This window comes from Pseudomonas sp. GW821-FHT01E10 (assembly GCF_059422365.1).
In genome coordinates this window covers 322,313-346,717 of record NZ_JBWKWT010000002.1, presented here as the reverse complement: position 1 = coordinate 346,717, position 24,405 = coordinate 322,313, and the positions used below count along the sequence as shown (strand labels likewise).

The following is a 24,405-nucleotide window of genomic DNA, read 5'->3' as shown; positions in this document are numbered from 1 at the left end:
CTTACATACGCTCCAGAGTTTCCAGACCCAAGAGTTCCAGGCCTTGCTTGAGAGTGCGGCCGGTCAACGCAGCAAGGCGCAAACGGCTCTGCATTTGCGCCGGGGTATCGGCGCCGAGGATCGGGCAGTTCTCGTAGAAACTGGAGAACAGGCCGGCAACATCGTACAGGTAGGTGCAGAGAATGTGCGGCGTGCCTTTGTCGGACACGTTATTCAGGATTTCGCCGAACTGCGCCAGTTTCGCCGCCAGCTCATGTTCGTGCGGCGCTTCGAGGACGATTTGCCCTTCGACTTCGCTGAAGTCCTTGCCGAGCTTGCGGAACACGCCGGCCACTCGGGTGTAGGCGTACAGCAGGTACGGTGCGGTGTTGCCTTCGAAGTTCAGCATCAGGTCGAAGTTGAAGCTGTAGTCGCTGGTGCGGTGCTTGGACAGGTCGGCGTACTTCACCGCGCCAATGCCCACGACCTTGGCGATGTTGCGCAGCTCGTCTTCGGCCAACTCCGGGTTCTTCTCCTTCACCAGCGTGTAGGCGCGTTCCTGGGCTTCGGTCAGCAGGTCGATCAACTTCACGGTGCCGCCGTCACGGGTTTTGAACGGGCGGCCATCGGCGCCGTTCATGGTGCCGAAGCCCATGTGTTCCATTTCCATCGGATGGGTCACGAAGCCGGCCTTGCGGGCGACGGCGAACACCTGCTGGAAGTGCAGGGCCTGGCGCTGGTCAACGAAGTACAGCGCGCGATCGGCTTTCAGCACGCCGCTGCGGTAGCGCACGGCCGCCAGGTCGGTGGTGGCATAGAGGTAGCCGCCATCGGCCTTGACGATGATCACTGGCAGCGGTTCGCCCTCGGCGTTCTTGAACTCGTCGAGGAACACGCACTGGGCGCCGTTGCTCTCGACCAGCATGCCTTTGGCCTTGAGGTCGTTGACCACGTTGATCAGGTCGTCGTTATAGGCGCTTTCACCCATCACGTCGGCCATGGTCAGTTTGACGTTCAGCAGTTCGTAGATTTTCTGGCAGTGGGACAGCGAGATGTCCTTGAACTTGGTCCATAGGGCCAGGCAGTCCGGGTCGCCGGCTTGCAGCTTGACCACCAGGCCGCGGGCGCGGTCGGCGAACTCTTCGGACTCGTCGAAGCGCTGCTTGGCGGCGCGGTAGAAGTTTTCCAGGTCCGACAGCTCGTCGCTGGTGATCGGGTTTTCCTGCAGATAAGCCATCAGCATGCCGAACTGGGTACCCCAGTCGCCGACATGGTTCTGACGGATCACGGTGTCGCCGAGGAACTCCAGCACCCGGGCCACGCCGTCGCCGATGATGGTCGAGCGCAAGTGGCCGACGTGCATCTCTTTGGCCAGGTTTGGGGCCGACAGGTCAACCACGGTGCGCTGCACCGGGCCGGCCTTGCGTACGCCGATGTGGTCGTCGGCCAGGGCCGCGTCCAGGCGGGTCGCCAGGGCTTGGGTGTTCTGGAAGAAGTTCAGGAAGCCAGGGCCGGCGATTTCGGCTTTGGAGACGTTTTCGTCAGCCGGCAGCGCGGCGATGATTTTCTCGGCCAGGTCACGGGGTTTCATGCCGGCCGGTTTGGCCAGCATCATCGCGATGTTGCTGGCGAAGTCGCCGTGAGTCTTGTCACGGGAGTTTTCCACCTGGATCGCCGGCGACAGGCCTTCAGGCAACACACCTTCGTTGACGAGTTGGGTGATGGCTTGTTGGATCAGCTGGCGAATGGTGTCTTTCATGGTCTTCTCTTTCGACCGCAGGCGCGGCGGCGCTTCAGTGCGCTAGTGGAAAAACTGGGCATTATCCGTTGCGAAGACGGGCTTGCCAACTATAGCGGGCAGGTTATGGATATGTGGTGACTATTCGACCGCTATCGCGGGCTTGCTCGCGATAGCAACCTTCCAATCAATACAAATCCACAGGGTCGACATCCAAAGACCAACGCACTGCCCGCCCACTGGGCATCTGCTCCAAAGCCAGCAACCAACTGCTCAACAATCGATGCAGCGGCGCCCGGGCCGTGGCTTGCAGCAATAACTGTGCGCGATAGCGCCCGGCCCGGCGCTCCATCGGTGCCGGAACCGGCCCCAGCAACTCGATACCGGTCAGATGCTGTTCGGTCAGCAGTCGTTCGGCCTCACTGCACGCTTCATCGAGGAACCCTTCGGCCTGCCCCGGTTTGTGCGCTTCGGCCCGCAGCAGCGCGAGATGCGCAAATGGCGGCAACCCGGCGGAGCGGCGCTCGCTCAGCGCCTGTTCGGCGAAGGCGAAGTAGCCCTGTTCGGTCAGTTGCACCAGCAGCGGGTGGTCCGCCAGGTGCGTCTGGATGATCACTTTGCCCGGTTCTTCGGCCCGCCCCGCGCGCCCGGCGACCTGCACGATCAACTGCGCCATGCGCTCGCTGGCGCGGAAGTCGCCAGAGAACAACCCGCCGTCGGCATCGAGAATCGACACCAGGGTCACCCGAGGGAAGTGGTGCCCTTTGGCAAGCATCTGTGTGCCGACCAGAATGCACGGCTGGCCTTTCTGGATGGTCGCGAACAACTGATTCATCGCGTCTTTGCGTGAAGTACTGTCGCGGTCGACCCGCAGCACCGGAACGTCCGGGAACAGAATCCCCAGGCGTTCCTCGGCACGCTCGGTACCGGCGCCCACGGGCCGCAAATCGACCTTGCCGCACTTCGGGCAATGCCGAGGCACGCGCTCGACGTAGCCACAATGATGGCAGCGCAATTCGCCCGAGCGCTGGTGCACGGTCATTCGCGCGTCGCAACGCTGGCATTCGGACATCCAGCCGCAATCGTGGCAGAGCAGTGTCGGGGCGAACCCTCGACGGTTGAGGAACACCAGCACCTGCTGGCCGGCGGCGAGGGTCTGACCGATGGCTTGCTGCATCGGCCCGGAAATGCCGCTGTCCAGTGGACGACTTTTCACGTCCAGGCGCAGGAAGCGCGGTTGCTTGGCACCTCCGGCGCGCTCATTCAGGCGCAGCAGGCCGTAACGACCGGTGTAGGCGTTTTGCAGGCTTTCCAGTGAAGGCGTGGCGGAGCCGAGGACAATCGGGATGTTTTCCTGCCGGGCGCGAACCAGCGCCAGGTCGCGGGCGTGGTAGCGCAAGCCTTCCTGCTGTTTATAGGAGCCGTCGTGCTCTTCATCGATGATGATCAGACCGGGGTTCTTCATCGGCGTGAACAGCGCCGAACGGGTGCCGATAATAATGTCGGCTTCGCCATCCCGCGCGGCCAGCCAGGCGTCCAGGCGCTCGCGGTCGTTGACGGCGGAGTGGATCAGTGCGATGCGTGCATTGAAGCGCTGTTCGAAGCGCGCCAGGGTTTGCGGGCCGAGGTTGATCTCCGGGATCAGCACCAGGGCTTGCTTGCCGGCCTCGAGGGTTTCGCGGATCAGTTGCAAATAGACTTCGGTCTTGCCGCTGCCGGTGACGCCGGCCAGCAGGAACGCGTGATAACTGTCGAACCCGGCGCGAATCGCTTCATAAGCGGCGCGCTGCTCCGGGTTGAGCGGCAATTCCGGTTGCGCCAGCCAGTGTTCGTGGCGAGCGCCGGGCGCGTGCCTGCGGATGTCTACCTGCACCAGATCCTTGGCCAGCAACAGATCGAGGCTGTCCTTGCTCAGCATCAGTTTGCTCAGCAACTGATGGGCGACGCCGTGGGGATGTTGCGCCAGGGTCGCCAGGGCTTCGCGCTGCCGCGGGGCGCGGGCGATGCGCGGGTCATCGAGGCTGGCGCCGGGCGCGGCGGACCAGAACCGCTCCTGACGGGCTTCGGCCAGTTCACCCTGACGCAGCAACACCGGCAGCGCCCAGCTCAACGTGTCGCCGAGGCTGTGCTGATAATACTGGGACGTCCACAGGCACAGTTTGAACAGCGCGGGTGGCAGCGGCGGTACGGCATCGAGCAGGGCCAGCGCCGGTTTGAGCTTTTCTGTCGGGACTTCGCTGTGGTCGGTGATCTCCACCAGAATCCCGATCATCTCCCGCCGGCCGAACGGCACCCGCAAACGCATGCCCGGGTGTAACTGGGCGCGCAGGACTCCAGCCGGGGCGCGATAGTCGAACAGGCGGCGCAGGGGCGAAGGCAGGGCGAGGCGCAGAATGGCGTTGGGCACGCGATTGTTTTCTCGATAGGGGAGCGATGACGAAGGCCGGGAGCCTAGCAGACGGTCGGATTTGTGTCCTCCATCAGGAAAGCGTTCAAGTGTTGACGAGTGGATTTTAATGCCAGGCAAGGCGCTACGACGACTCATAGCGCGCTATGGGGAGGAGTAGCAACGCAGCATGGCGTTAAAAGACGCCGTCAACATTGAACAGTCTTTCCTGATGGAGGGCACCCACGACAGCTTGCGTGTTTGCAAAGGTCTGGTAGAATCCGCGGCCTAATTACGTGCGGTATTCAACAATAGTGTTGGGTGGCGGCACGCTAGCCTGAGGAAGACACCATGAAAGCTGATATCCATCCAGAATACCCAGCAGTTGCTGTTACCTGCAGCTGCGGCAACAAGTTCGAAACCCGTTCGACCTACGGCAAAGCCCTGGCGATCGACGTTTGCAACGAATGCCACCCGTTCTACACCGGTAAGCAAAAGACTCTGGACACTGGCGGCCGCGTTCAGCGTTTCGCAGACCGTTTCGGTGCTTTCGGCGCGAAAAAGGCCTAAGGCCGATCAACTTGGGAAGCCGTTACGGTTTTTCCATGCTGATGAAAAAGGCGTCCCTCGCGGGCGCCTTTTTTATGTCTGCGATTTGGCTTTCCGCTGCCCAGGCCTTCTGCCCGGCGCCGAGCGGGCTGACGCCGGTCGCAGTCCAGCGGGTGGTGGATGGCGACACCTTGCGTCTGAGCGATGGGCGCAGTGTGCGCATGATCGGTTTGAACACGCCGGAGCTGGGCAAGCAGGGTCGTTCCGACGAGCCGTTCGCCGAGGCCGCGCGCAAACGCCTGGAAGCCCTGGTGGCCGCCAGCGACGGGCGGGTCGGTTTGCTGCCGGGTAAAGAAGGCAAGGACCATTACGGCCGCACGCTGGCCCATGTCTACAGCGTCGATGGCGCCAACCTCGAAGCGCAGATGCTTGCTGAAGGTCTCGGTTTTCAGGTCGCGGTAGCGCCGAACGTCGATTTGGTCGGCTGCCAGCAGGCGGCGGAACGCAGTGCTCGTCAGGCCGGTCTCGGGCTGTGGCGACAGTCACCTGTACTGAAAGCGGAGCAGATCAACGCGTCCGGCTTCGCCGTGCTCAGTGGTCGTGTGAGCAAGGTTCAGCGCAATCGCGGCGGGGTTTGGATCGAGTTGCAGGATTCAGTTGTATTGCGGGTTGCACCCAATTTGCTGGGGCAATTCGATGACGCGTCGCTTGAGAAGCTCAAAGGCAAGCAAATCGAGGCTCGTGGCTGGGTCGTGGATCGTTCGCGCCGTGGCGGGCTGAAGCCCGGGCAGGCACGCTGGCTTTTGCCGCTGACCGATCCGGCGATGTTGCAGGTCGCGCCGCAAGAAAAATTGTAGACATTTATTCTGTAGATTGTGAACAGTCTATCCCTTGTATTCCGTGGCTCTTGGCCCAAAGTCGTAGGGCAGGGCGCTTGACAGGGGTGACTGGTCAGTCTTGTGGGGACTTTGCGACACGAGTATCCTCGGCGGTCCGTCTGTCCAACAGTAAAAAGCGGAATGCCCACATGTCTGATTTGAAAACTGCCGCTCTCGAATATCACGCCAATCCTCGTCCAGGGAAGCTGAGTGTCGAGCTCACCAAGGCCACTGCTACCGCCCGCGACCTGTCGCTGGCCTACAGCCCCGGCGTAGCCGAACCAGTACGCGAAATCGCCCGCGATCCTGAACTGGCCTACAAATACACCGGCAAAGGCAACCTGGTTGCAGTCATTTCCGATGGCACCGCGATTCTGGGCCTGGGTAACCTCGGTCCATTGGCTTCCAAGCCGGTGATGGAAGGTAAAGGTGTTCTGTTCAAGCGCTTCGCCGGCATCGACGTGTTCGACATCGAAGTCGACTCCGAAAGCCCGCAAGCCTTCATCGACACCGTCAAGCGTATCTCCATCACCTTCGGTGGCATCAACCTGGAAGACATCAAGGCACCTGAGTGCTTTGAAATCGAACGCGCTCTGATCGAGCAGTGCGACATTCCGGTATTCCACGATGACCAGCACGGTACCGCGATCGTGACCGCTGCCGGCATGATCAACGCCCTGGAAATCGCCGGTAAAACCCTGCCGGAAGCCAAGATCGTCTGCCTGGGCGCCGGTGCTGCCGCCATCTCCTGCATGAAATTGCTGGTGAGCATGGGCGCCAACATCGAAAACATCTACATGGTTGACCGTACCGGTGTGATCCACTCCGGCCGTGATGACCTGAACCAGTACAAGGCCGTCTTCGCTCACGCGACCGACAAGCGCACCCTGGCTGACGCACTGGAAGGCGCCGACGTGTTTGTTGGCCTGTCCGGCCCGAACCTGCTGAGCGCTGAAGGCCTGAAATCCATGGCGGCCAACCCGATCGTGTTCGCATGCTCGAACCCGGATCCGGAAATCTCCCCGGAACTGGCGCACGCCACTCGCAACGATGTGATCATGGCCACCGGCCGTTCGGACTACCCGAACCAGGTCAACAACGTACTGGGCTTCCCGTTCATCTTCCGTGGTGCCCTGGACGTTCGCGCCAAGCGCATCAACGAAGAAATGAAAGTGGCTGCTGCCAACGCCCTGCGTGAACTGGCCAAGCTGCCAGTGCCTCAGGAAGTGTGCGATGCCTACGGCGGCATCAAGCTGGAATTCGGTCGTGAGTACATCATCCCGAAACCAATGGATGCCCGTCTGATCACCCTGATCTCCGATGCCGTGGCCAAGGCTGCAATCGAGACCGGCGTGGCGACCCTGCCGTATCCGAAGAACTACCCGCTGAAAAGCGTGGATGACGTGTTCAACGGCTAAGCCGTTGTAGCGCTTCAACCAAAGGCCCCGGCTCATTCTGAGTCGGGGCTTTTTTGTATCTGAGTGGTTTGCAGGCAGGCAATAAAAAGCCCCGCACTTCTTTCGAAGGCGGGGCTTTTTGGTGTTGCGGCGATCAGAACAAATCGATCGGCGCCGCTTCGTCCGCTGGTAGCGGGCTGCCCGGCACATTGCCGTTACCCAGCTCGTTCACCGACGGTGGCGTATCTTCGGCCTTGAACAGCTCAAAGTAGGCGCCTGGCGTGCTTGGGGTGGCTGCACGACCGCTGACCGGGTCGACCCGCAGGCTAAGGATGCCTTCAGGTTCTGGCTGGGTATGGGCTGGCTTGCCTTTGAGGGCAGCGCCCATGTAGTTCATCCAGATCGGCAGGGCGACGGTGCCGCCGAACTCGCGTTTACCCAGGCTTTCCGGTTGGTCGAAGCCGGTCCAGACGGTGGTCACGTAATCGGCGTTGTAGCCGGAGAACCAGGCGTCCTTGGATTCGTTGGTGGTGCCGGTCTTGCCCGCAATGTCACTGCGGCCCAAGGCCAGCGCACGACGGCCAGTGCCGAGTTTGATCACGTCCTCAAGCATGCTGTTGAGGATGTAGGTGGTGCGACCATCGATGATACGTTCGGCCACCGCTGGCGCTTGTGACACTGGCTGGGCGCCCGGCGCTTCGCCTGGGATGGCGTTGACGGTGAAGGTATTGGTGGCCGGCACGGCGATGCCGTCGCTGACTACGTTGCCTTTCGGAACGCTCGGCGGGTTGGCAACGAACAGTGTGTCGCCGTTGCGGCTTTCAATCTTGTCGATGATATACGGGGAAATCTTGTAGCCGCCGTTGGCGAAGGTGCTCCAGCCAGTGGCGATCTCCATTGGCGTCAGGGTCGCGGTGCCCAATGCCAGGGACAGGTTGCGTGGCAGGTCCTGCTTGTTGAAGCCGAACTTGCTGATGTAGTCGATGGTGCGGTCGACGCCCAGCGCTTGCAGCAGGCGGATCGATACCAGGTTGCGCGACTTGTAGAGCGCTTCACGCATGCGGATAGGGCCGAGGAAGGTGTTGGTGTCGTTCTTCGGGCGCCAGACCTTGTCCAGGTACTCGTCGACGAACACGATCGGTGCGTCGTTCACCAGGCTGGCGGCGGTGTAGCCGTTATCCAGGGCGGCACTATAGACGAACGGCTTGAAGCTCGAACCTGGCTGGCGCTTGGCCTGCATGGCGCGGTTGTAGTTGCTCTGCTCGAAGGCAAAACCGCCGACCAGGGAACGAATGGCACCGTTCTGCGGATCGAGGGACACCAGTGCGCCCTGGGCCTGCGGAATCTGGCTGAATTTGAGCGAATTGTCCGGCTGACGTTGTACGCGAATCAGATCGCCGACCTGCGCGACGTCCGACGGCTGCTTCGGATTGGCGCCCATGCTGTTGGTGTTCAGGAACGGACGGGCCCACTTCATGGTGTCCCAGGCAACGTGTTCTTCGCCGGTGCGGGTCAGCACCTGCACGCCGTTCTTGTCGACCTGGGTCACGATCGCCGGCTCCAGGCTGCTGATGGTCCGCTGCTTGGTCAGTTCCTGGGTCCAGGCCTCTCGGGTTTTACCCGGCAGGCGTGACTCGGGGCCGCGATAACCGTGCCGTTGATCGTAGGTCATCAAGCCTTCGTGAACCGCGCTGTTGGCCATTTCCTGCAAATCGCTCGGCACCGTGGTGGTGACGCGGAAACCTTCGGTGTACGCATCGCTGCCATAGCGACCGACCATTTCGGCGCGGGCCATTTCGGCGACGTACGGTGCGTTCACTTCCGGAGTCGGCACGTGATAGCTGGCGTTCAGCGGTTCGTTGATCGCCGCGGTGTAGTCGGCTTCGGTGATCTTGCCGAGCTTGTACATGCGCCCCAGGATCCAGTCGCGACGCTCCTTGCTGCGGGCCGGGTTGGCCAGCGGGTTGAAGCGCGACGGGGCTTTTGGCAGACCGGCGATCATCGCCATCTGCGCCAGGCTGACGTCACGAATCGACTTGCCGTAATAGACCTGCGCCGCTGCCTCGATGCCATAGGCGCGGTTGCCCAGATAAATCTTGTTGACGTACAGCTCGAGGATTTCGTCCTTGGTCAGCTGCCGTTCGATCTGCAGGGCCAGGAGGATTTCGGTGGTTTTGCGCGAGAAGCTGCGTTCGCTGCTCAGGAAGAAGTTCTTCGCCACCTGCATGGTGATGGTGCTGCCGCCGGACTGAATGTGTCCGCTCTTTACCAGCTGGGTGGCGGCACGCATCAGGCTGCTGGGATCGACGCCGTAGTGGTTGGCGAAATTGTCGTCTTCAGCACTTAGTAACGCATTAATGAAATTGGGGGGAATGTCGGCGAAACGGATCGGCGTACGGCGCATTTCGCCAAATTCTGCGATCAACTTGTTGTCGCTGCTGTACACCCGCAAAGGAATCTGCAACTGAATGCTTCTCAGCGCCTCCACAGATGGCAATCCAGGGCTAAGGTAAAGAAAGGCGCCGCTCAGACCCAGGAGCAGTCCGCAGAAAACGGCGACGATGGACCAACCGAAGAATTTCAGCAGACGAATCAAGGCTTTTGGATATCCAGGGCAAAGAATGAATTAGGCATCAGGGTTCAGGCTATAAAGAGAATGACCCGCGCTTGCAGTGAAAGCGGAAAAACGCTCGGCATTATAAGCATTTTTCCGCAGGGAGCGTCATTTGCGCTTCTGTCAAGACGGGGGGTATTGAACGCAATGGATATTACAGAGTCCGTAACTCACGGATAGTCATAGGGAATTGGTAGTGCTAGGACTCTTCAATAAAAAAACCAATGCGCTTCTGGGGATCGACATCAGCTCTACGTCGGTGAAGCTGTTGGAGTTAAGCCGCCAAGGCGACCGTTATCGGGTTGAGGCCTATGCGGTCGAGCCGCTGCCCGCCAGTGCCGTGGTCGAAAAAAATATTGCCGAGCTCGAAGGCGTGGGGCAGGCCCTTGCACGCGTGCTGCTCAAGGCCAAAACCAGCCAGAGGAACGTCGCCGTGGCGGTCGCCGGCTCGGCGGTGATCACCAAGACCATCGAGATGGACGCCGGTCTTTCCGACGACGAGATGGAAAACCAGCTGAAGATCGAGGCCGATCAGTACATCCCGTATCCGCTGGATGAAGTGGCGATCGACTTTGAAGTGCAAGGCGCGTCAGTGCGCAACCCCGAGCGGGTCAATGTGCTGCTGGCCGCCTGTCGCAAGGAAAACGTCGAGGTTCGTGAAGCGGCCCTGGCCCTGGCCGGGCTGACCGCGCGAGTAGTCGATGTCGAAGCCTATGCCCTGGAGCGAGCGTTCGGCTTGCTGGCAACCCAGCTGGCCGCCTCTCAGGAGCATCTGACCGTGGCGGTAGTCGATATCGGCGCCACCATGACCACCCTGAGCGTGTTGAATAATGGGCGGATCATCTACACCCGCGAACAATTGTTCGGCGGCCGACAACTGACGGAAGAAATCCAGCGCCGTTATGGCCTGACGGTCGAGCAGGCTGGGTTGGCGAAGAAACAGGGTGGTTTGCCGGACGATTACGTCAGTGAGGTCTTGCAGCCGTTTCGGGATGCGTTGGTGCAACAAGTATCGCGCTCATTGCAGTTTTTCTTTGCCTCCGGCCAATACAGCTCGGTCGATCACATTCTCCTGGCCGGCGGCACTGCCTCGGTCCCAGGGCTGGATCGGTTGATCGAGCAGCGTCTGGGTACGCCGACCCAGGTCGCTAACCCATTCTCCGACATGACCCTGAGCAGCAGGGTCAACGCCAGTGCCCTGGCGAGCGATGCGCCGGCACTGATGATCGCCTGCGGGCTGGCCCTCAGGAGTTTCGACTGATGGCACGGATCAATCTTTTACCCTGGCGTGAAGAGTTGCGCGAAGCGCGGCGCAAACGCTTTTTGCTGGCGTTGGCCGGTGTGCTGGCAGGGTCGGTGGGGGCACTGCTGATTACGGACCAGGTCATTAACAGCGCCATTGATCAACAAGTCGCGCGTAACGATTACATCGCCAAGCAGATTGCCGTGGTCGACGAACGGATCAAACAGATCAGCGATCTGAAGGCTCGTCGCCAGCAGCTCGTCGAGCGCATGCGCATCATCCAGGACCTGCAAGGCAACCGGCCGATCAGCGGGAGGATCTTCGATCAGTTGGCGCGCACCTTGCCGGACGGCGTGTATTTCACCGAAGTGAAAATGGTCGGCAAGACCTTGTCCATCACCGGCGCGGCGGAGTCCAACAATCGTGTTTCGGATTTGATGCGCAATCTAGATGCATCCGACTGGTTTGATGCGCCCAATCTCACGGAAGTCAAAGCGACCACCGCCGGTCAGCTGGATCAGGCCAATATTTTTCAGTTGACCGTCCGTCAGACTCAGCCGGCAATTGTGGGGGTGGCTAAATGAGGCTGTCCGAATGGCTCGAAGGGTTGCGCCAGATCGACATCAGCGATCTGGACACCAACAACATGGGTTCCTGGCCAAGGGCGATCAAGGTTCTTGCGAGTGTTCTGCTGATGGTGCTGGTGATGGCTCTGGGCTATAGCTTCCTGATCAGCGACCTGGAAAGCCACCTGGAACTCAAGCGTGAGGAGGAGTCGACGCTCAAGGAGCAGTTTGCGACCAAAGCCCACATGGCGGCCAATCTTGAGCTGTATACCCAGCAGATGAAGGAAATGGAGAACTCCTTCGGCATGCTATTACGGCAATTGCCCAGCGACACCGAAGTGCCCGGCCTGCTGGAGGACATCACCCGCACCGGCCTGGGCAGTGGCCTGGAGTTCGAAGAGATCAAGCTGCTGCCGGAGGTCACCCAGCAGTTCTACATCGAACTCCCTATCCAGATCACCGTCACCGGTGCCTATCACGACCTGGCCACTTTCGTCAGCGGCGTGGCGGGGTTGCCGCGGATCGTCACCCTGCATGATTTCGACCTGGTGCCGGCCAATCCCGAAGGCGGTCCGAAGTTGCGCATGAGCATCCTTGCCAAGACCTACCGCTACAACGACAAGGGGTTGCAGAAATGAACCCGATTCGTTGCCTGTCGATGGTGATTTGTCTGGTCGTCCTGGCCGGTTGTGGCGGTGACAATGGTTTCAGCGACATCGACGCCTACCTGAACGAAGTGCGTCTGCGAGCGCCCGGCAAGATTGAGCCAACGCCGACATTCCAGTCTTATCCGACATTCACCTACAGCGCTGCCAACCTGCGCAGTCCGTTCTCCCGGCAGGTCAGAGTCGATCTGGCTGGCCAGAAGCACGGCTCGCGCAACGTCAAGCCCGACCCTAACCGGGTCAAGCAGTACCTCGAAGGCTTCAACATCGAACAATTTGAAATGGTCGGCACAATCTCCAATGCCTCCGGCTCCTTTGCGCTGCTGCGCGGGGCGGGCGGTGTGCATCGGCTGAAAGTCGGCGATTACCTGGGACGTAATGATGGACGGATCGTCGCCATCAGCGCTTCGCAAGTCGATGTGGTCGAAATCGTTCCCGATGGCGAAGGCGCCTGGCTGGAGCGGCCGCGGACCATCCCTTTGAAAGAGCACTCATAGTGGAACTCGAACAATGAACAGGATTTTCTCAACCTTCGGTATTTCGCTATGGATAGCGTTTCTGTCGCCGTTGGTACAGGCGGCCAACCTCAAAGCGCTGGATGTCGCCGCGCTGCCTGGTGACCGTGTCGAGCTGAAGTTGTCGTTCGACGGGCCGCCACCGCAGCCTCATGGCTATACGACTGAGCAGCCTGCGCGGATTGCGCTGGATTTGCCGGGAGTTGCCAGTCAGCTGGCGAACAAGAGTCGTGACCTGGGCGGCGGCAATGCCCGCAGCGCCACGGTGGTGGAAGCCAAGGACCGCACGCGGCTGATCATCGGTCTGACTCAACTGACTCCGTATAGCGCACGTGTCGAAGGCAACAACCTGTTCGTGGTCGTCGGGCAGGCGGCCGGTAACAAGGCGTCCAAACCGATTGCCAGCGCACCACGCGCGGCCACGGCGGTACCCGCACCCGCCAGAGCCAGTGCTCCCGTGGGCAAGGCTATTCGTGGCGTGGATTTCCAGCGCGGCACCCAGGGTGAAGGTAACGTGGTTATCGATCTGTCGGATCCATCCATCGCCCCGGACATTCAGGAACGCGATGGCAAGATCATCGTCGGCTTCACCAAAACCCAATTGCCTGAGCGGTTGCGCGTCCGTCTCGACGTCAAGGATTTCGCTACCCCGGTGCAGTTCGTCAACGCCAGCGCCACGGGCGACCGGGCCATCATCAGCATCGAGCCCAGCGGCGCCTTCGATTATTCGACCTACCAGACCGATAACAAACTGACCATCAGCATCCGGCCGATGACTGTCGATGACTTGCAAAAACGCAACGCCGAACGTTTTGCCTACAGCGGCGAAAAGCTCTCGTTGAATTTCCAGGACATCGATGTGCGCTCGGTGCTGCAATTGATCGCCGATTTCACCAACCTCAATCTGGTGGCCAGTGACACGGTGCAGGGCGGCATCACGTTGCGCCTGCAGAATGTGCCGTGGGATCAGGCGCTGGACCTGGTGTTGAAAACCAAAGGCCTGGATAAGCGCAAGATTGGCAATGTGTTGCTGGTGGCGCCGGCCGACGAAATCGCTGCCCGGGAGCGTCAGGAGCTGGAGTCGCAGAAACAAATCGCCGAACTGGCGCCTCTGCGTCGCGAGCTGTTGCAGGTCAACTACGCCAAGGCTGCCGATATCGCCAAGCTGTTCCAGTCGGTGACCAGCGCCGAGGCGAAAGTCGACGAGCGCGGTTCAATCACTGTCGATGAGCGGACCAACAACATCATTGCCTACCAGACCCAGGACCGCCTCGACGAGCTGCGTCGCATCGTTGCACAGCTGGATATTCCAGTGCGTCAGGTGATGATCGAGGCGCGCATCGTTGAAGCCAACGTCGATTACGACAAAAGCCTCGGCGTGCGCTGGGGCGGTTCGGTGCAGAAGGGTAATTGGAACGGCTCCGGGGTCAACGGCTCTTCGACCACCGTCGGCACGCCGGGCAGCACCAGCACCAACTCGCCGTTCGTCGACCTTGGGACTTCCTCCAACACCTCGGGGATCGGCATCGCCTTCATTACTGACAATGTGCTGCTGGACCTTGAGCTGACGGCCATGGAAAAAACCGGCAACGGGGAAATCGTCTCGCAGCCCAAGGTGGTCACGTCAGACAAGGAAACCGCGAAAATCCTCAAGGGCACCGAAATCCCCTATCAGGAAGCCAGCTCCAGCGGTGCCACTTCAGTGTCGTTCAAGGAGGCTTCGCTGTCCCTGGAAGTGACACCGCAGATCACCCCGGACAACCGCATCATCATGGAGGTCAAGGTCACCAAGGACGAACCGGACTACCTGAACAAAGTGCAGGATGTACCGCCGATCAAGAAAAACGAGGTCAACGCCAAGGTATTGGTCAACGACGGCGAGACCATCGTGATTGGTGGGGTTTTCTCAAATACTCAGAGCAAGGTTGTAGATAAGGTGCCATTTCTCGGTGATGTACCGTATCTTGGCCGCCTTTTCCGGCGTGACGTGGTTTCGGAGAAAAAATCCGAGCTGCTGGTATTTCTCACTCCGCGTATCATGAACAATCAGGCGATTGCTGTGAGTCATTGATTCTGTGCGAAATTTGATTCTTGTTGGACCGATGGGGGCTGGAAAAAGCACCATCGGCCGGTTGCTGGCCAAAGAGCTGCGCCTGCCGTTCAAAGATTCCGATAAGGAAATTGAATTGCGCACGGGCGCCAATATCCCGTGGATTTTCGATAAAGAAGGCGAACCGGGCTTTCGTGACCGCGAGCAGGCGATGATTGCCGAGCTGTGCGCGTCCGACGGCGTGGTGTTGGCGACCGGTGGCGGAGCGGTAATGCGCGAGGCCAATCGTCGGGCGCTGCACGCCGGTGGTCGGGTGGTCTATCTGCACGCGTCTGTCGAGCAGCAAGTGGGCCGAACGGCTCGCGATCGCAATCGGCCACTGCTGCGTACCGCCGATCCGGCCAAGACCCTGCGGGACTTGCTTGCGATCCGTGACCCGCTGTATCGGGAAATCGCCGACCTGGTGGTGGAAACCGATGAGCGGCCACCGCGGATGGTGGTGCTCGATATTCTCGAACGCTTGCAGCAGCTGCCGCCCCGTTAATGCACGGGGCGAAATGCGCTATCCTCGGCGTCCTGTCGCAGCCGCTCAAGGTTGTGGCGGATGACTACCGGACGGCGTCACACCAGCAGACGCCATGGAATTCGTAAACTCAAGGCAGGACGCCTGATTCCATCTTCACTGTGGGGACACATGCAGACACTCAAGGTCGATCTAGGCGAGCGCAGCTACCCGATTCATATTGGCGAAGGTTTGTTGGATAAGCCTGAGCTGCTAGCCCCGCATATCCGCGGGCGGCAGGTGGCGATCATCTCCAACGAGACCGTCGCGCCGCTCTACCTCGAGCGTCTGACCCGCAGTCTGGCGCAGTTCTCGGTCATTTCCGTGGTGCTGCCCGATGGCGAAGCCTTCAAGACCTGGGAAACCCTGCAACTGATTTTCGATGGCTTGCTGACTGCTCGGCACGACCGTCGCACCACGGTGATTGCCCTCGGTGGCGGCGTGATCGGTGACATGGCCGGTTTTGCCGCGGCCTGCTACCAGCGGGGCGTCGATTTCATCCAGGTGCCGACCACGTTGCTGTCGCAAGTCGATTCTTCGGTGGGCGGCAAGACCGGGATCAATCATCCGCTGGGCAAGAACATGGTCGGCGCCTTCTATCAGCCCAACGTGGTGCTGATCGATACCGCCACCCTCAACACACTGCCGGCCCGCGAACTGTCTGCCGGGCTGGCGGAAGTCATCAAGTACGGGCTGATCTGTGACGAGCCATTCCTGACCTGGCTCGAAGAAAACGTCGATCGCCTGCGCGTCCTGGACCAGGCCGCCCTGACTTACGCTATCGAACGTTCCTGTGCGGCCAAGGCGGCAGTGGTGGGTGCCGACGAGAAAGAGACCGGCGTGCGTGCCACGTTGAACCTGGGGCATACCTTCGGCCACGCGATCGAAACCCATATGGGCTATGGTGTCTGGTTGCATGGTGAAGCAGTCGCTGCTGGCACCGTGATGGCTCTGGAAATGTCCGCGCGGCTGGGCTGGATCAGCGAAGAGGAGCGTAATCGCGGTATTCGCCTGTTCCAGCGCGCCGGCCTGCCGGTCATCCCGCCGGAAGAGATGACCGAAGCAGATTTTCTCGAACACATGGCAATTGACAAGAAAGTGATCGACGGTCGTTTGCGCCTGGTGCTGCTGCGCCACATGGGCGAAGCGGTGGTGACCGACGATTATCCGAAAGAGGTTTTACAGGCCACGCTGGGAGCGGATTACCGCGCCCTGGCTCAGCTTAAAGGTTAATAAGATCCCGATGACTAGTTTGCATGCCGACGAGGCTTTCCTCGGCCATTACCAGTTAAGTCATGACCCTTTCGCTCCACGGGTGCCTGGCTTCAAATTCTTCCCGGCCCAGCGCAAGCCGGTGCTGGGCCAGTTGCACCACCTGGCTCGCTACAGCCAGTTGCTGCTGGTGGTCACCGGTCCGCAAGGCAGCGGCAAAACCCTGTTGCGTCAGGCCCTGGTGGCCAGCACCAACAAACAGTCAGTGCAGAGCGTGGTGGTTTCCGCCCGTGGCGCCGGCGATGCCGCTGGCGTGCTGAATCAAGTGGCTCAGGCGCTGGACGTTGCTCAGGCCGAGATCGGAGCGATCCTGGCTCAAGTGGTGCAGCTTGCGCTCACGGGGCAGGAAGTCTATTTGCTGGTGGATGACGCCGAGCAACTCGACGAGTCTGCACTGGAAGCCTTGTTGGCCCTGGCTGCCGGCGCGCCGGAAGGTCGTCCGCATGTATTCCTGTTCGGTGAGTCCTCGCTGATTGCTCAACTTGATGCGCTGAGCCTCGAGGAAGAGCGTTTTCACGTCATCGAATTGCAGCCCTACACCGAAGAAGAAACCCGCGAATATCTGGATCAGCGTCTTGAAGGTGCTGGCCGGGGAATCGAACTTTTCACCGCGGATCAGATCTCTGATATTCACGAAAGCTCCGACGGTTGGCCTGGCAACATCAACCAGGTCGCCCGCGATGCAATGATCGAAGCCATGATTGCCAGCCGCTCAGCGGTCAAGCGTCCAAGTATGGGGTTCAACATGCCGAAGAAACACGTATTGGCAATTTCCGCCGTCGTCGTGGTCGCGGTAGCTGCCGCCTGGTTGATGCCAGGTCGCAACAAAGCACCGACCACCGGCGCGCCTGCCAACGAACAGGCACAACTGCCGCTGGGCCAGGGCACGCCAAAACCTAACAGTGCAGGCGCTCCCTCCGTGGAGTTCGCCGGTAATACGCAACCGATGCCATTGCCGTTGGTCGGTAACTCGCAGCCAGTGATGCGTGGTCCGTTGGCCGAAGCGGCTGGAGGCATTACCGAAGGCGATGATGGCGTACCGGTCGAAGGCTCCAGCGCCACACCGCCCACCGTGACCACCACTGCGCCACCGGCAGGCGTTCCAGCGGGGCCCGCGCCGACACCGGCTGCCAAGCCGACGCCTGCGCCGACTCAAGTCGCGACCGCCAAGCCTGTCGCGCCTGTGGCCAAGCCAGCGCCAGCGCCTGCACCGGCTGCCAAACCGGCTCCGGCGCCCGCCAAGCCGGCCGTCGTGGCCAAACCCGCCGAGAAGCCAGCTACCGTGGCCAAAGCCGCTGGTGGCAGCTGGTACGCAGGCCAGGCACCAGGCAGCTATGTAGTGCAGATCCTTGGCACCAGCTCCGAATCGACCGCGCAAAACTTCGTCAAGGAGCAGGGCGGCGAGTACCGTTATTTCAAGAAAGTGCTCAACGGCAAGCCGCTTTACGTCATCACCTACGGTAGCTTCGCCAACCGCGATGCAGCCGTTACTGCCATCAAGGCCTTGCCAGCGAAGGTTCAGGCTGGTAAACCTTGGCCTCGCACTGTCGCCAGCGTCCAACAGGAACTGGCAACAACTCGCTGAAGATTCGGCGGCCTTACCCAGGCCGCCTCTCCAAGCACCTCAAAATTTCTACAAGTGCGCGCGCTGTCTCTATAGACCGCGTGCCTTGTGGTGTCTGCGTCACAGTAGTCTTTGAGTCGCTGCGGTCAAAATTAAAAAAAGTTTTGACTAGCACAGCATATCGCTTTAAACCTTTCACAAATGCGACATAGATTTGCGACATTTCGTCGTCAAATTTGTGAGCCTCTGTGTCGGTGTGTACAATGACCTCCCTTTTGCCCCCGCAAAGCTGGCGTACGTTCGGCGCGGATGGTAACTGGTTGAATTGAAAAGAAATTTGCCTCGATAAGAGGCAGCCTGGTGAGAAAGTGTCTATGAAAGCAGGTCTGTACCAACCAGATGAATTCAAGGATAACTGCGGTTTTGGCCTGATAGCCCATATGCAGGGCGAGCCCAGTCATACCCTTTTGCAAACGGCCATTGAGGCCCTGACCTGCATGACCCACCGCGGTGGGATCAACGCCGACGGCAAGACCGGTGACGGTTGCGGTCTGCTGATTCAAAAGCCGGATGTGTTCCTGCGTGCCATCGCCCAGGAAACCTTCAGCGTCGAACTGCCCAAGCAATATGCCGTGGGCATGGTCTTCTTCAACCAGGATCCGGTGAAAGCCGAAGCCGCTCGCGAGAACATGAACCGCGAAATCCTGGCCGAAGGCCTGACCCTGGTCGGCTGGCGCAAAGTGCCGATCGACACCAGCGTCCTCGGCCGCCTGGCCCTCGAGCGCCTGCCGCTGATCGAGCAAGTGTTCGTCGGTGGTGAAGGCCTGAGCGATCAGGACATGGCGATCAAGCTGTTCAGCGCCCGTCGTCGTTCGTCCGTGGCCAACGCCGCCGATGTCGATCACTACATCTGCAGCTTTTCCCACAAGACCATTATTTACAAAGGCCTGATGATGCCGGCGGATTTGACCGCCTTCTATCCAGACCTGAGCGACCAGCGCCTGCAAACTTCGATCTGCGTGTTCCACCAGCGCTTTTCGACCAACACGCTGCCGAAATGGCCGCTGGCGCAGCCGTTCCGCTTCCTTGCCCACAACGGCGAAATCAACACCATCACCGGCAACCGCAACTGGGCGCAGGCCCGTCGCACCAAGTTCACCAATGATCTGATGGATCTGGACGAACTCGGCCCGCTGGTGAACCGTGTCGGTTCCGACTCCTCCAGCATGGACAACATGCTCGAGCTGATGGTCACCGGTGGCATCGACCTGTTCCGTGGCGTGCGGATGATCATCCCGCCTGCGTGGCAGAACGTCGAAACCATGGACCCGGATCTGCGTGCGTTCTACGAATACAACTCGATGCACATGGAACCGTGGGACGGTCCGGCCGGCGTGGTAATGACCGACGGTCGCTACGCGGTGTGCCTGCTCGACCGTAACGGCCTGCGACCGGCGCGTTGGGTGACCACCAAGAACGGTTTCATCACCCTGGCCTCGGAAATCGGTGTCTGGAACTACCAGCCTGAGGACGTGATCGCCAAGGGGCGTGTCGGCCCGGGCCAGATCTTTGCCGTGGACACCGAAACCGGTCAGATCCTCGACACCGACGCCATCGACAACCGCTTGAAGTCCCGTCATCCGTACAAGCAATGGCTGCGCAAGAATGCCCTGCGCATTCAGGCGACCATGGAAGACAACGACCACGGTTCAGCGTTCTACGACGTCGACCAGCTCAAGCAGTACATGAAGATGTACCAGGTCACGTTCGAAGAGCGCGACCAGGTGCTGCGTCCGCTCGGCGAGCAAGGCTACGAAGCCGTCGGCTCGATGGGTGACGATACGCCGATGGCCGTGCTGTCCCAGCGCGTGCGCACGCCGTACGACTATTTCCGTCAGCAGTTCGCGCAGGTCACCAACCCGCCGATCGACCCGCTGCGCGAAGCCATCGTCATGTCGCTGGAAGTCTGCCTCGGTGCTGAGCGCAACATCTTCCAGGAGTCGCCGGAACACGCCTCGCGCGTGATCCTCAGCTCGCCGGTCATTTCTCCGGCCAAGTGGCGCTCGCTGATGAACCTCGATCGCCCAGGCTTCGAGCGTCAGATCATCGACCTCAACTATGACGAGAGCGTCGGTCTCGAAGCCGCGGTGCGTAACGTCGCCGATCAGGCTGAAGAAGCCGTTCGCGCCGGTCGCACCCAGGTCGTACTGAGTGACCGTCACATTGCTCCGGGCAAGCTGCCGATCCACGCTTCGCTGGCGACCGGTGCCGTGCACCATCGCCTGACCGAAAAAGGCCTGCGTTGCGACTCCAACATTCTGGTGGAAACCGCGACCGCACGTGATCCGCACCACTTCGCGGTGCTGATCGGTTTCGGCGCCTCGGCGGTCTACCCGTTCCTGGCCTATGAAGTGCTGGGTGACCTGATCCGCACCGGTGAAGTGCTGGGCGACCTCTATGAGGTGTTCAAGAACTACCGCAAAGGCATCACCAAGGGCCTGCTCAAGATCCTGTCGAAGATGGGCATCTCGACCATCACGTCGTATCGCGGTGCACAGCTGTTCGAGGCCATCGGTCTGTCCGAAGAAGTCTGCGAACTGAGCTTCCGTGGTGTGCCAAGCCGCATCAAGGGTGCACGCTTCGTCGACATCGAAGCCGAGCAGAAAGCCCTGGCGGCCGAAGCCTGGAGCCCGCGCAAGCCGATCCAGCAAGGCGGTCTGCTGAAGTTCGTCCACGGTGGCGAATATCACGCCTACAACCCTGACGTGGTCAACACCTTGCAAGCCGCAGTGCAGCAGGGCGACTACAGCAAGTTCAAGGAATACACGTCACTGGTGGATAACCGCCCGGTGTCGATGATCCGCGACCTGCTCAAGGTCAAGACCCTCGACACGCCGATGGACATCAGCGAAGTCGAGCCTCTGGAGTCGGTGCTCAAGCGCTTCGACTCCGCTGGTATTTCGCTGGGCGCCCTGTCGCCGGAAGCCCACGAAGCCCTGGCCGAAGCCATGAACCGCCTCGGTGCGCGTTCGAACTCCGGCGAAGGCGGCGAAGACCCGGCGCGCTACGGCACCATCAAGAGCTCGAAAATCAAGCAAGTCGCCACTGGCCGCTTCGGTGTGACCCCGGAATACCTGGTCAACGCCGAAGTGCTGCAGATCAAAGTCGCCCAGGGTGCCAAGCCCGGCGAAGGTGGTCAGTTGCCAGGCGGCAAGGTCAACGGTCTGATCGCCAAGCTGCGTTACGCAGTGCCGGGCGTGACCCTGATTTCGCCTCCGCCGCACCACGACATCTATTCGATCGAAGACTTGTCGCAGCTGATTTTCGACCTGAAACAAGTCAACCCGAATGCGCTGGTTTCGGTGAAGCTGGTGGCAGAAGCGGGCGTCGGCACCATCGCGGCCGGTGTGGCCAAGGCCTACGCGGACTTGATCACCATCTCCGGCTACGACGGCGGCACCGGTGCATCACCACTGACCTCGATCAAATACGCGGGTGCGCCGTGGGAACTCGGCCTGGCCGAAACCCACCAGACCCTGCGTGGCAACGACCTGCGCGGCAAAGTCCGGGTACAAACCGATGGTGGCCTGAAAACCGGCCTCGACGTGATCAAGGCAGCCATTCTCGGCGCTGAAAGCTTCGGCTTCGGCACCGCGCCAATGATCGCCCTGGGCTGCAAATACCTGCGCATCTGCCACCTGAACAACTGCGCCACCGGCGTTGCGACTCAGAACGAGAAGCTGCGCAAGGATCACTACATCGGGACCGTCGACATGGTGGTGAATTTCTTCACCTACGTCGCCGAAGAAACCCGTGAGTGGCTGGCCAAGCTGGGCGTGCGCTCCCTCGAAGAGCTGATCGGTCGTACCGATCTGCTGGAAGTCCTCGAAGGCCAGACCGCCAAGCAGAACCACCTGGACCTGACTCCGTTGCTCGGCAGCGATCACATCCCGGCAGACAAGCCTCAATTCTGCCAGGTCGACCGCAACCCGCCGTTCGACAAAGGCCTGCTGGCCGAGAAAATGGTCGACATGGCCACCTCGGCAATCAACGACCTGAGCGGTGCCGATTTCGCCCTGGATATCTGCAACTGCGACCGTTCCATCGGCGCGCGGATCTCCGGTGAAATCGCCCGCAAACACGGTAACCAGGGCATGGCCAACGCGCCGATCACCTTCCGCTTCAAAGGGACGGCGGGTCAGAGCTTCGGCGTGTGGAACGCTGGTGGCCTGAACATGTACCTGGAAGGCGACGCAAACGACTACGTCGGCAAAGGCATGACCGGCGGCAAACTGGTCATCGTTCCGCCGAAAGGCAGCCTCTACAAGACGCAGGACAGTGCCATCATCGGCAACACCTGCCTGTATGGCGCCACTGGCGGCAAGCTGTTCGCCGCCGGCACCGCTGGCGAGCGTTTCGCGGTGCGTAACTCCGGTGCTCACACTGTGGTGGAAGGCACAGGCGATCACTGCTGCGAGTACATGACCGGTGGTTTCGTCTGCGTTCTGGGCAAGACCGGTTACAACTTCGGCTCAGGCATGACCGGTGGTTTCGCCTACGTGCTCGACCAGGACAACACCTTCGTTGACCGGGTCAACCACGAACTGGTGGAAATCCAGCGGATCAGCGGTGAGGCGATGGAAGCCTATCGCAGCCACCTGCAACGCGTGCTGAACGAATACGTCGAGGAAACCGACAGCGAGTGGGGTCGTAACCTCGCTGAAAACCTCGATGACTATCTGCGTCGTTTCTGGCTGGTCAAGCCCAAGGCTGCCAACCTGAAATCGTTGCTTTCCAGCACCCGTGCCAACCCGCAGTGATATGCGCCTGAAGAGTTTGATGAGGTTTTAACTATGGCTGAACGTCTGAATAACGACTTCCAGTTCATCGATGTCGGGCGCAAGGATCCGAAGAAGAAACTGTTGCGTCAACGCAAGAAAGAGTTCGTGGAAATCTACGAACCGTTCAAACCCCAGCAGTCGGCCGACCAGGCCCACCGCTGCCTGGGCTGCGGTAACCCGTATTGCGAATGGAAGTGCCCGGTGCACAATTTCATTCCCAACTGGCTCAAATTGGTGGCCGAGGGCAACATCCTCCAGGCCGCCGAGCTGTCGCACCAGACCAACACCCTGCCGGAAGTCTGCGGCCGGGTGTGCCCGCAGGATCGTCTGTGCGAGGGTGCCTGCACCCTCAATGACGGTTTCGGTGCAGTGACCATCGGTTCGGTCGAGAAGTACATCACTGACACCGCGTTCGCCATGGGCTGGCGCCCGGACATGTCCAAGGTCAAGCCGACCGGCAAGCGTGTTGCGGTAATCGGTGCGGGCCCTGCGGGCCTGGGCTGTGCCGACGTGCTGGTGCGTGGCGGCGTGACGCCGGTGGTGTTCGACAAGAACCCGGAAATCGGCGGTCTGCTGACCTTCGGCATTCCCGAGTTCAAGCTGGAAAAGACCGTGCTGAGCAATCGCCGCGAAGTCTTCACCGGCATGGGCATCGAGTTCCGCCTGAACACCGAAGTGGGCAAGGACGTGACCATGGAACAACTGCTCGAAGAATTCGATGCGGTCTTCATGGGCATGGGCACCTACACCTACATGAAGGGCGGCTTCGCCGGCGAGGACCTGCCAGGCGTGCACGACGCGCTGGACTTCCTGATCGCCAACGTCAACCGCAACCTGGGCTTTGAAAAGTCGCCGGAAGATTTCGTCGACATGAAAGGCAAGAAAGTGGTGGTGCTGGGTGGCGGCGACACGGCGATGGACTGCAACCGTACCTCCATTCGTCAGGGCGCCAAGGCGGTGACCTGTGCCTATCGTCGTGACGAAGCGAACATGCCGGGCTCGCGCAAAGAGGTGAAGAACGCCAAGGAAGAAGGCGTGAAATTCCTCTACAACCGCCAGCCGATCGCAATCGTCGGTGAAGACCGTGTCGAAGGCGTGAAGGTGGTCGAGACCCGTCTCGGCGAGCCGGATGCCCGTGGCCGTCGCAGCCCCGAGCCGATCCCGGGTTCCGAAGAGATCATCCCGGCCGACGCCGTGGTCATCGCGTTTGGTTTCCGTCCAAGCCCGGCGTCGTGGTTCGAGCAGTTCAGCATCCAGACCGACAGCCAGGGCCGCGTCGTGGCGCCGGAGCAAGGCCAGTACAAGCACCAGACCAGCAACCCGAAAATCTTCGCCGGTGGTGACATGGTGCGCGGTTCCGACCTGGTGGTGACGGCGATCTTCGAAGGCCGCAATGGCGCCGAAGGAATCCTGGATTACCTGGGCGTCTGATCGACGCCTGACCCTGTAGGAGCCGGCTTGCTGGCGATGAACGATAACGCGGTGTACCTGATATACCGCGTCGTCTGAATCGCCAGCAAGCCGGCTCCTACAGTGTTTTGTGGTGCTGCAAAGTCTGCATTTCACCGCGACAAATTGACCCGATA

General features: G+C 60.5%; 16 protein-coding genes. 13 read left to right on the top strand and 3 right to left on the bottom strand.

The window, feature by feature from the left end; translation table 11 throughout:
* Position 1: 1 nt before the first annotated feature.
* Together argS and AC07V0_RS05245 are read right to left on the bottom strand one after the other, a co-directional pair.
* Positions 2-1,738 carry an arginine--tRNA ligase gene (gene argS, locus AC07V0_RS05250; RefSeq protein WP_018929149.1) on the bottom strand — a complete coding sequence of 579 codons (1,737 nt, stop codon included), beginning with the start codon at positions 1,736-1,738 and terminating at the stop codon, positions 2-4.
* Between the two features lie 166 nt (positions 1,739-1,904).
* Entirely contained in the window at positions 1,905-4,124 is a 2,220-nt protein-coding gene (locus tag AC07V0_RS05245) for a primosomal protein N' (RefSeq protein WP_018929148.1), read from the bottom strand.
* A 330-nt stretch (positions 4,125-4,454) separates the two neighbouring features.
* On the opposite strand from AC07V0_RS05245, the gene rpmE reads away from it, so the two are divergent.
* From rpmE to AC07V0_RS05230, 3 genes are all read left to right on the top strand, one after another.
* Entirely contained in the window at positions 4,455-4,673 is a 219-nt protein-coding gene (gene rpmE, locus AC07V0_RS05240) for a 50S ribosomal protein L31 (protein WP_018929146.1), read from the top strand.
* Between the two features lie 35 nt (positions 4,674-4,708).
* On the top strand, positions 4,709-5,509 hold the full coding sequence (locus AC07V0_RS05235; RefSeq protein WP_477744138.1) for a thermonuclease family protein: 801 nt from the start codon (positions 4,709-4,711) through the stop codon (positions 5,507-5,509).
* A 170-nt stretch (positions 5,510-5,679) separates the two neighbouring features.
* Positions 5,680-6,948 (top strand): malic enzyme-like NAD(P)-binding protein, encoded by a 1,269-nt coding sequence (locus AC07V0_RS05230; RefSeq protein ID WP_018929144.1) that lies wholly within the window; start codon positions 5,680-5,682, stop codon positions 6,946-6,948.
* A gap of 133 nt (positions 6,949-7,081) precedes the next feature.
* On the opposite strand, the gene AC07V0_RS05225 is transcribed toward AC07V0_RS05230, so the two are convergent.
* Positions 7,082-9,523, bottom strand: coding sequence for a penicillin-binding protein 1A (locus AC07V0_RS05225; RefSeq protein ID WP_495019478.1), 2,442 nt, complete (start codon positions 9,521-9,523; stop codon positions 7,082-7,084).
* Between the two features lie 214 nt (positions 9,524-9,737).
* Here AC07V0_RS05225 and AC07V0_RS05220 point away from each other — a divergent pair, with 214 nt between their 5' ends.
* The 10 genes from AC07V0_RS05220 to AC07V0_RS05175 all read left to right on the top strand — a co-directional run bounded on the left by AC07V0_RS05220 (position 9,738) and on the right by AC07V0_RS05175 (position 24,250).
* Positions 9,738-10,802: a pilus assembly protein PilM gene (locus AC07V0_RS05220; RefSeq protein WP_018928618.1), complete on the top strand. Its 1,065-nt coding sequence runs from the start codon at positions 9,738-9,740 to the stop codon at positions 10,800-10,802.
* A complete protein-coding gene (locus AC07V0_RS05215) occupies positions 10,802-11,368 on the top strand; it encodes a PilN domain-containing protein (RefSeq protein ID WP_018928617.1) in 567 nt (188 codons plus the stop codon). The genes AC07V0_RS05220 and AC07V0_RS05215 overlap by 1 nt, the downstream gene beginning before the upstream one ends.
* Positions 11,365-11,988: a type 4a pilus biogenesis protein PilO gene (pilO, locus tag AC07V0_RS05210; RefSeq protein WP_018928616.1), complete on the top strand. Its 624-nt coding sequence runs from the start codon at positions 11,365-11,367 to the stop codon at positions 11,986-11,988. The genes AC07V0_RS05215 and pilO overlap by 4 nt, the downstream gene beginning before the upstream one ends.
* Positions 11,985-12,512, top strand: a complete 528-nt coding sequence (locus tag AC07V0_RS05205; protein ID WP_495019477.1) for a pilus assembly protein PilP — start codon at positions 11,985-11,987, stop codon at positions 12,510-12,512. The genes pilO and AC07V0_RS05205 overlap by 4 nt, the downstream gene beginning before the upstream one ends.
* A gap of 13 nt (positions 12,513-12,525) precedes the next feature.
* Positions 12,526-14,601 carry a type IV pilus secretin PilQ gene (locus AC07V0_RS05200; RefSeq protein ID WP_495019476.1) on the top strand — a complete coding sequence of 692 codons (2,076 nt, stop codon included), beginning with the start codon at positions 12,526-12,528 and terminating at the stop codon, positions 14,599-14,601.
* Positions 14,602-14,605: 4 nt separating this feature from the next.
* Positions 14,606-15,124, top strand: a complete 519-nt coding sequence (aroK, locus tag AC07V0_RS05195; protein ID WP_019581860.1) for a shikimate kinase AroK — start codon at positions 14,606-14,608, stop codon at positions 15,122-15,124.
* Positions 15,125-15,274: 150 nt separating this feature from the next.
* Positions 15,275-16,375: a 3-dehydroquinate synthase gene (gene aroB, locus AC07V0_RS05190; RefSeq protein WP_495019475.1), complete on the top strand. Its 1,101-nt coding sequence runs from the start codon at positions 15,275-15,277 to the stop codon at positions 16,373-16,375.
* Positions 16,376-16,385: 10 nt separating this feature from the next.
* On the top strand, positions 16,386-17,999 hold the full coding sequence (locus tag AC07V0_RS05185; RefSeq protein ID WP_064615929.1) for an AAA family ATPase: 1,614 nt from the start codon (positions 16,386-16,388) through the stop codon (positions 17,997-17,999).
* Positions 18,000-18,352: 353 nt separating this feature from the next.
* Positions 18,353-22,798 (top strand): glutamate synthase large subunit, encoded by a 4,446-nt coding sequence (gene gltB / locus AC07V0_RS05180; protein ID WP_495019474.1) that lies wholly within the window; start codon positions 18,353-18,355, stop codon positions 22,796-22,798.
* 33 nt (positions 22,799-22,831) lie between these two features.
* Positions 22,832-24,250: an FAD-dependent oxidoreductase gene (locus AC07V0_RS05175; RefSeq protein ID WP_495019473.1), complete on the top strand. Its 1,419-nt coding sequence runs from the start codon at positions 22,832-22,834 to the stop codon at positions 24,248-24,250.
* The last annotated feature ends 155 nt before the right edge of the window (positions 24,251-24,405 follow it).

Excerpts from the sequence above, each read along its gene's own strand:
- argS (WP_018929149.1), bottom strand. The coding sequence starts at position 1,738 with ATGAAAGACACCATTCGCCAGCTGATCCAACAAGCCATCACCCAACTC.
- rpmE (WP_018929146.1), top strand. The coding sequence starts at position 4,455 with ATGAAAGCTGATATCCATCCAGAATACCCAGCAGTTGCTGTTACCTGC.
- AC07V0_RS05235 (WP_477744138.1), top strand. The coding sequence starts at position 4,709 with ATGCTGATGAAAAAGGCGTCCCTCGCGGGCGCCTTTTTTATGTCTGCG.
- AC07V0_RS05230 (WP_018929144.1), top strand. The coding sequence starts at position 5,680 with ATGTCTGATTTGAAAACTGCCGCTCTCGAATATCACGCCAATCCTCGT.
- AC07V0_RS05215 (WP_018928617.1), top strand. The coding sequence starts at position 10,802 with ATGGCACGGATCAATCTTTTACCCTGGCGTGAAGAGTTGCGCGAAGCG.
- pilO (WP_018928616.1), top strand. The coding sequence starts at position 11,365 with ATGAGGCTGTCCGAATGGCTCGAAGGGTTGCGCCAGATCGACATCAGC.
- AC07V0_RS05205 (WP_495019477.1), top strand. The coding sequence starts at position 11,985 with ATGAACCCGATTCGTTGCCTGTCGATGGTGATTTGTCTGGTCGTCCTG.
- AC07V0_RS05200 (WP_495019476.1), top strand. The coding sequence starts at position 12,526 with ATGAACAGGATTTTCTCAACCTTCGGTATTTCGCTATGGATAGCGTTT.
- aroB (WP_495019475.1), top strand. The coding sequence starts at position 15,275 with ATGCAGACACTCAAGGTCGATCTAGGCGAGCGCAGCTACCCGATTCAT.
- AC07V0_RS05185 (WP_064615929.1), top strand. The coding sequence starts at position 16,386 with ATGACTAGTTTGCATGCCGACGAGGCTTTCCTCGGCCATTACCAGTTA.
- gltB (WP_495019474.1), top strand. The coding sequence starts at position 18,353 with ATGAAAGCAGGTCTGTACCAACCAGATGAATTCAAGGATAACTGCGGT.
- AC07V0_RS05175 (WP_495019473.1), top strand. The coding sequence starts at position 22,832 with ATGGCTGAACGTCTGAATAACGACTTCCAGTTCATCGATGTCGGGCGC.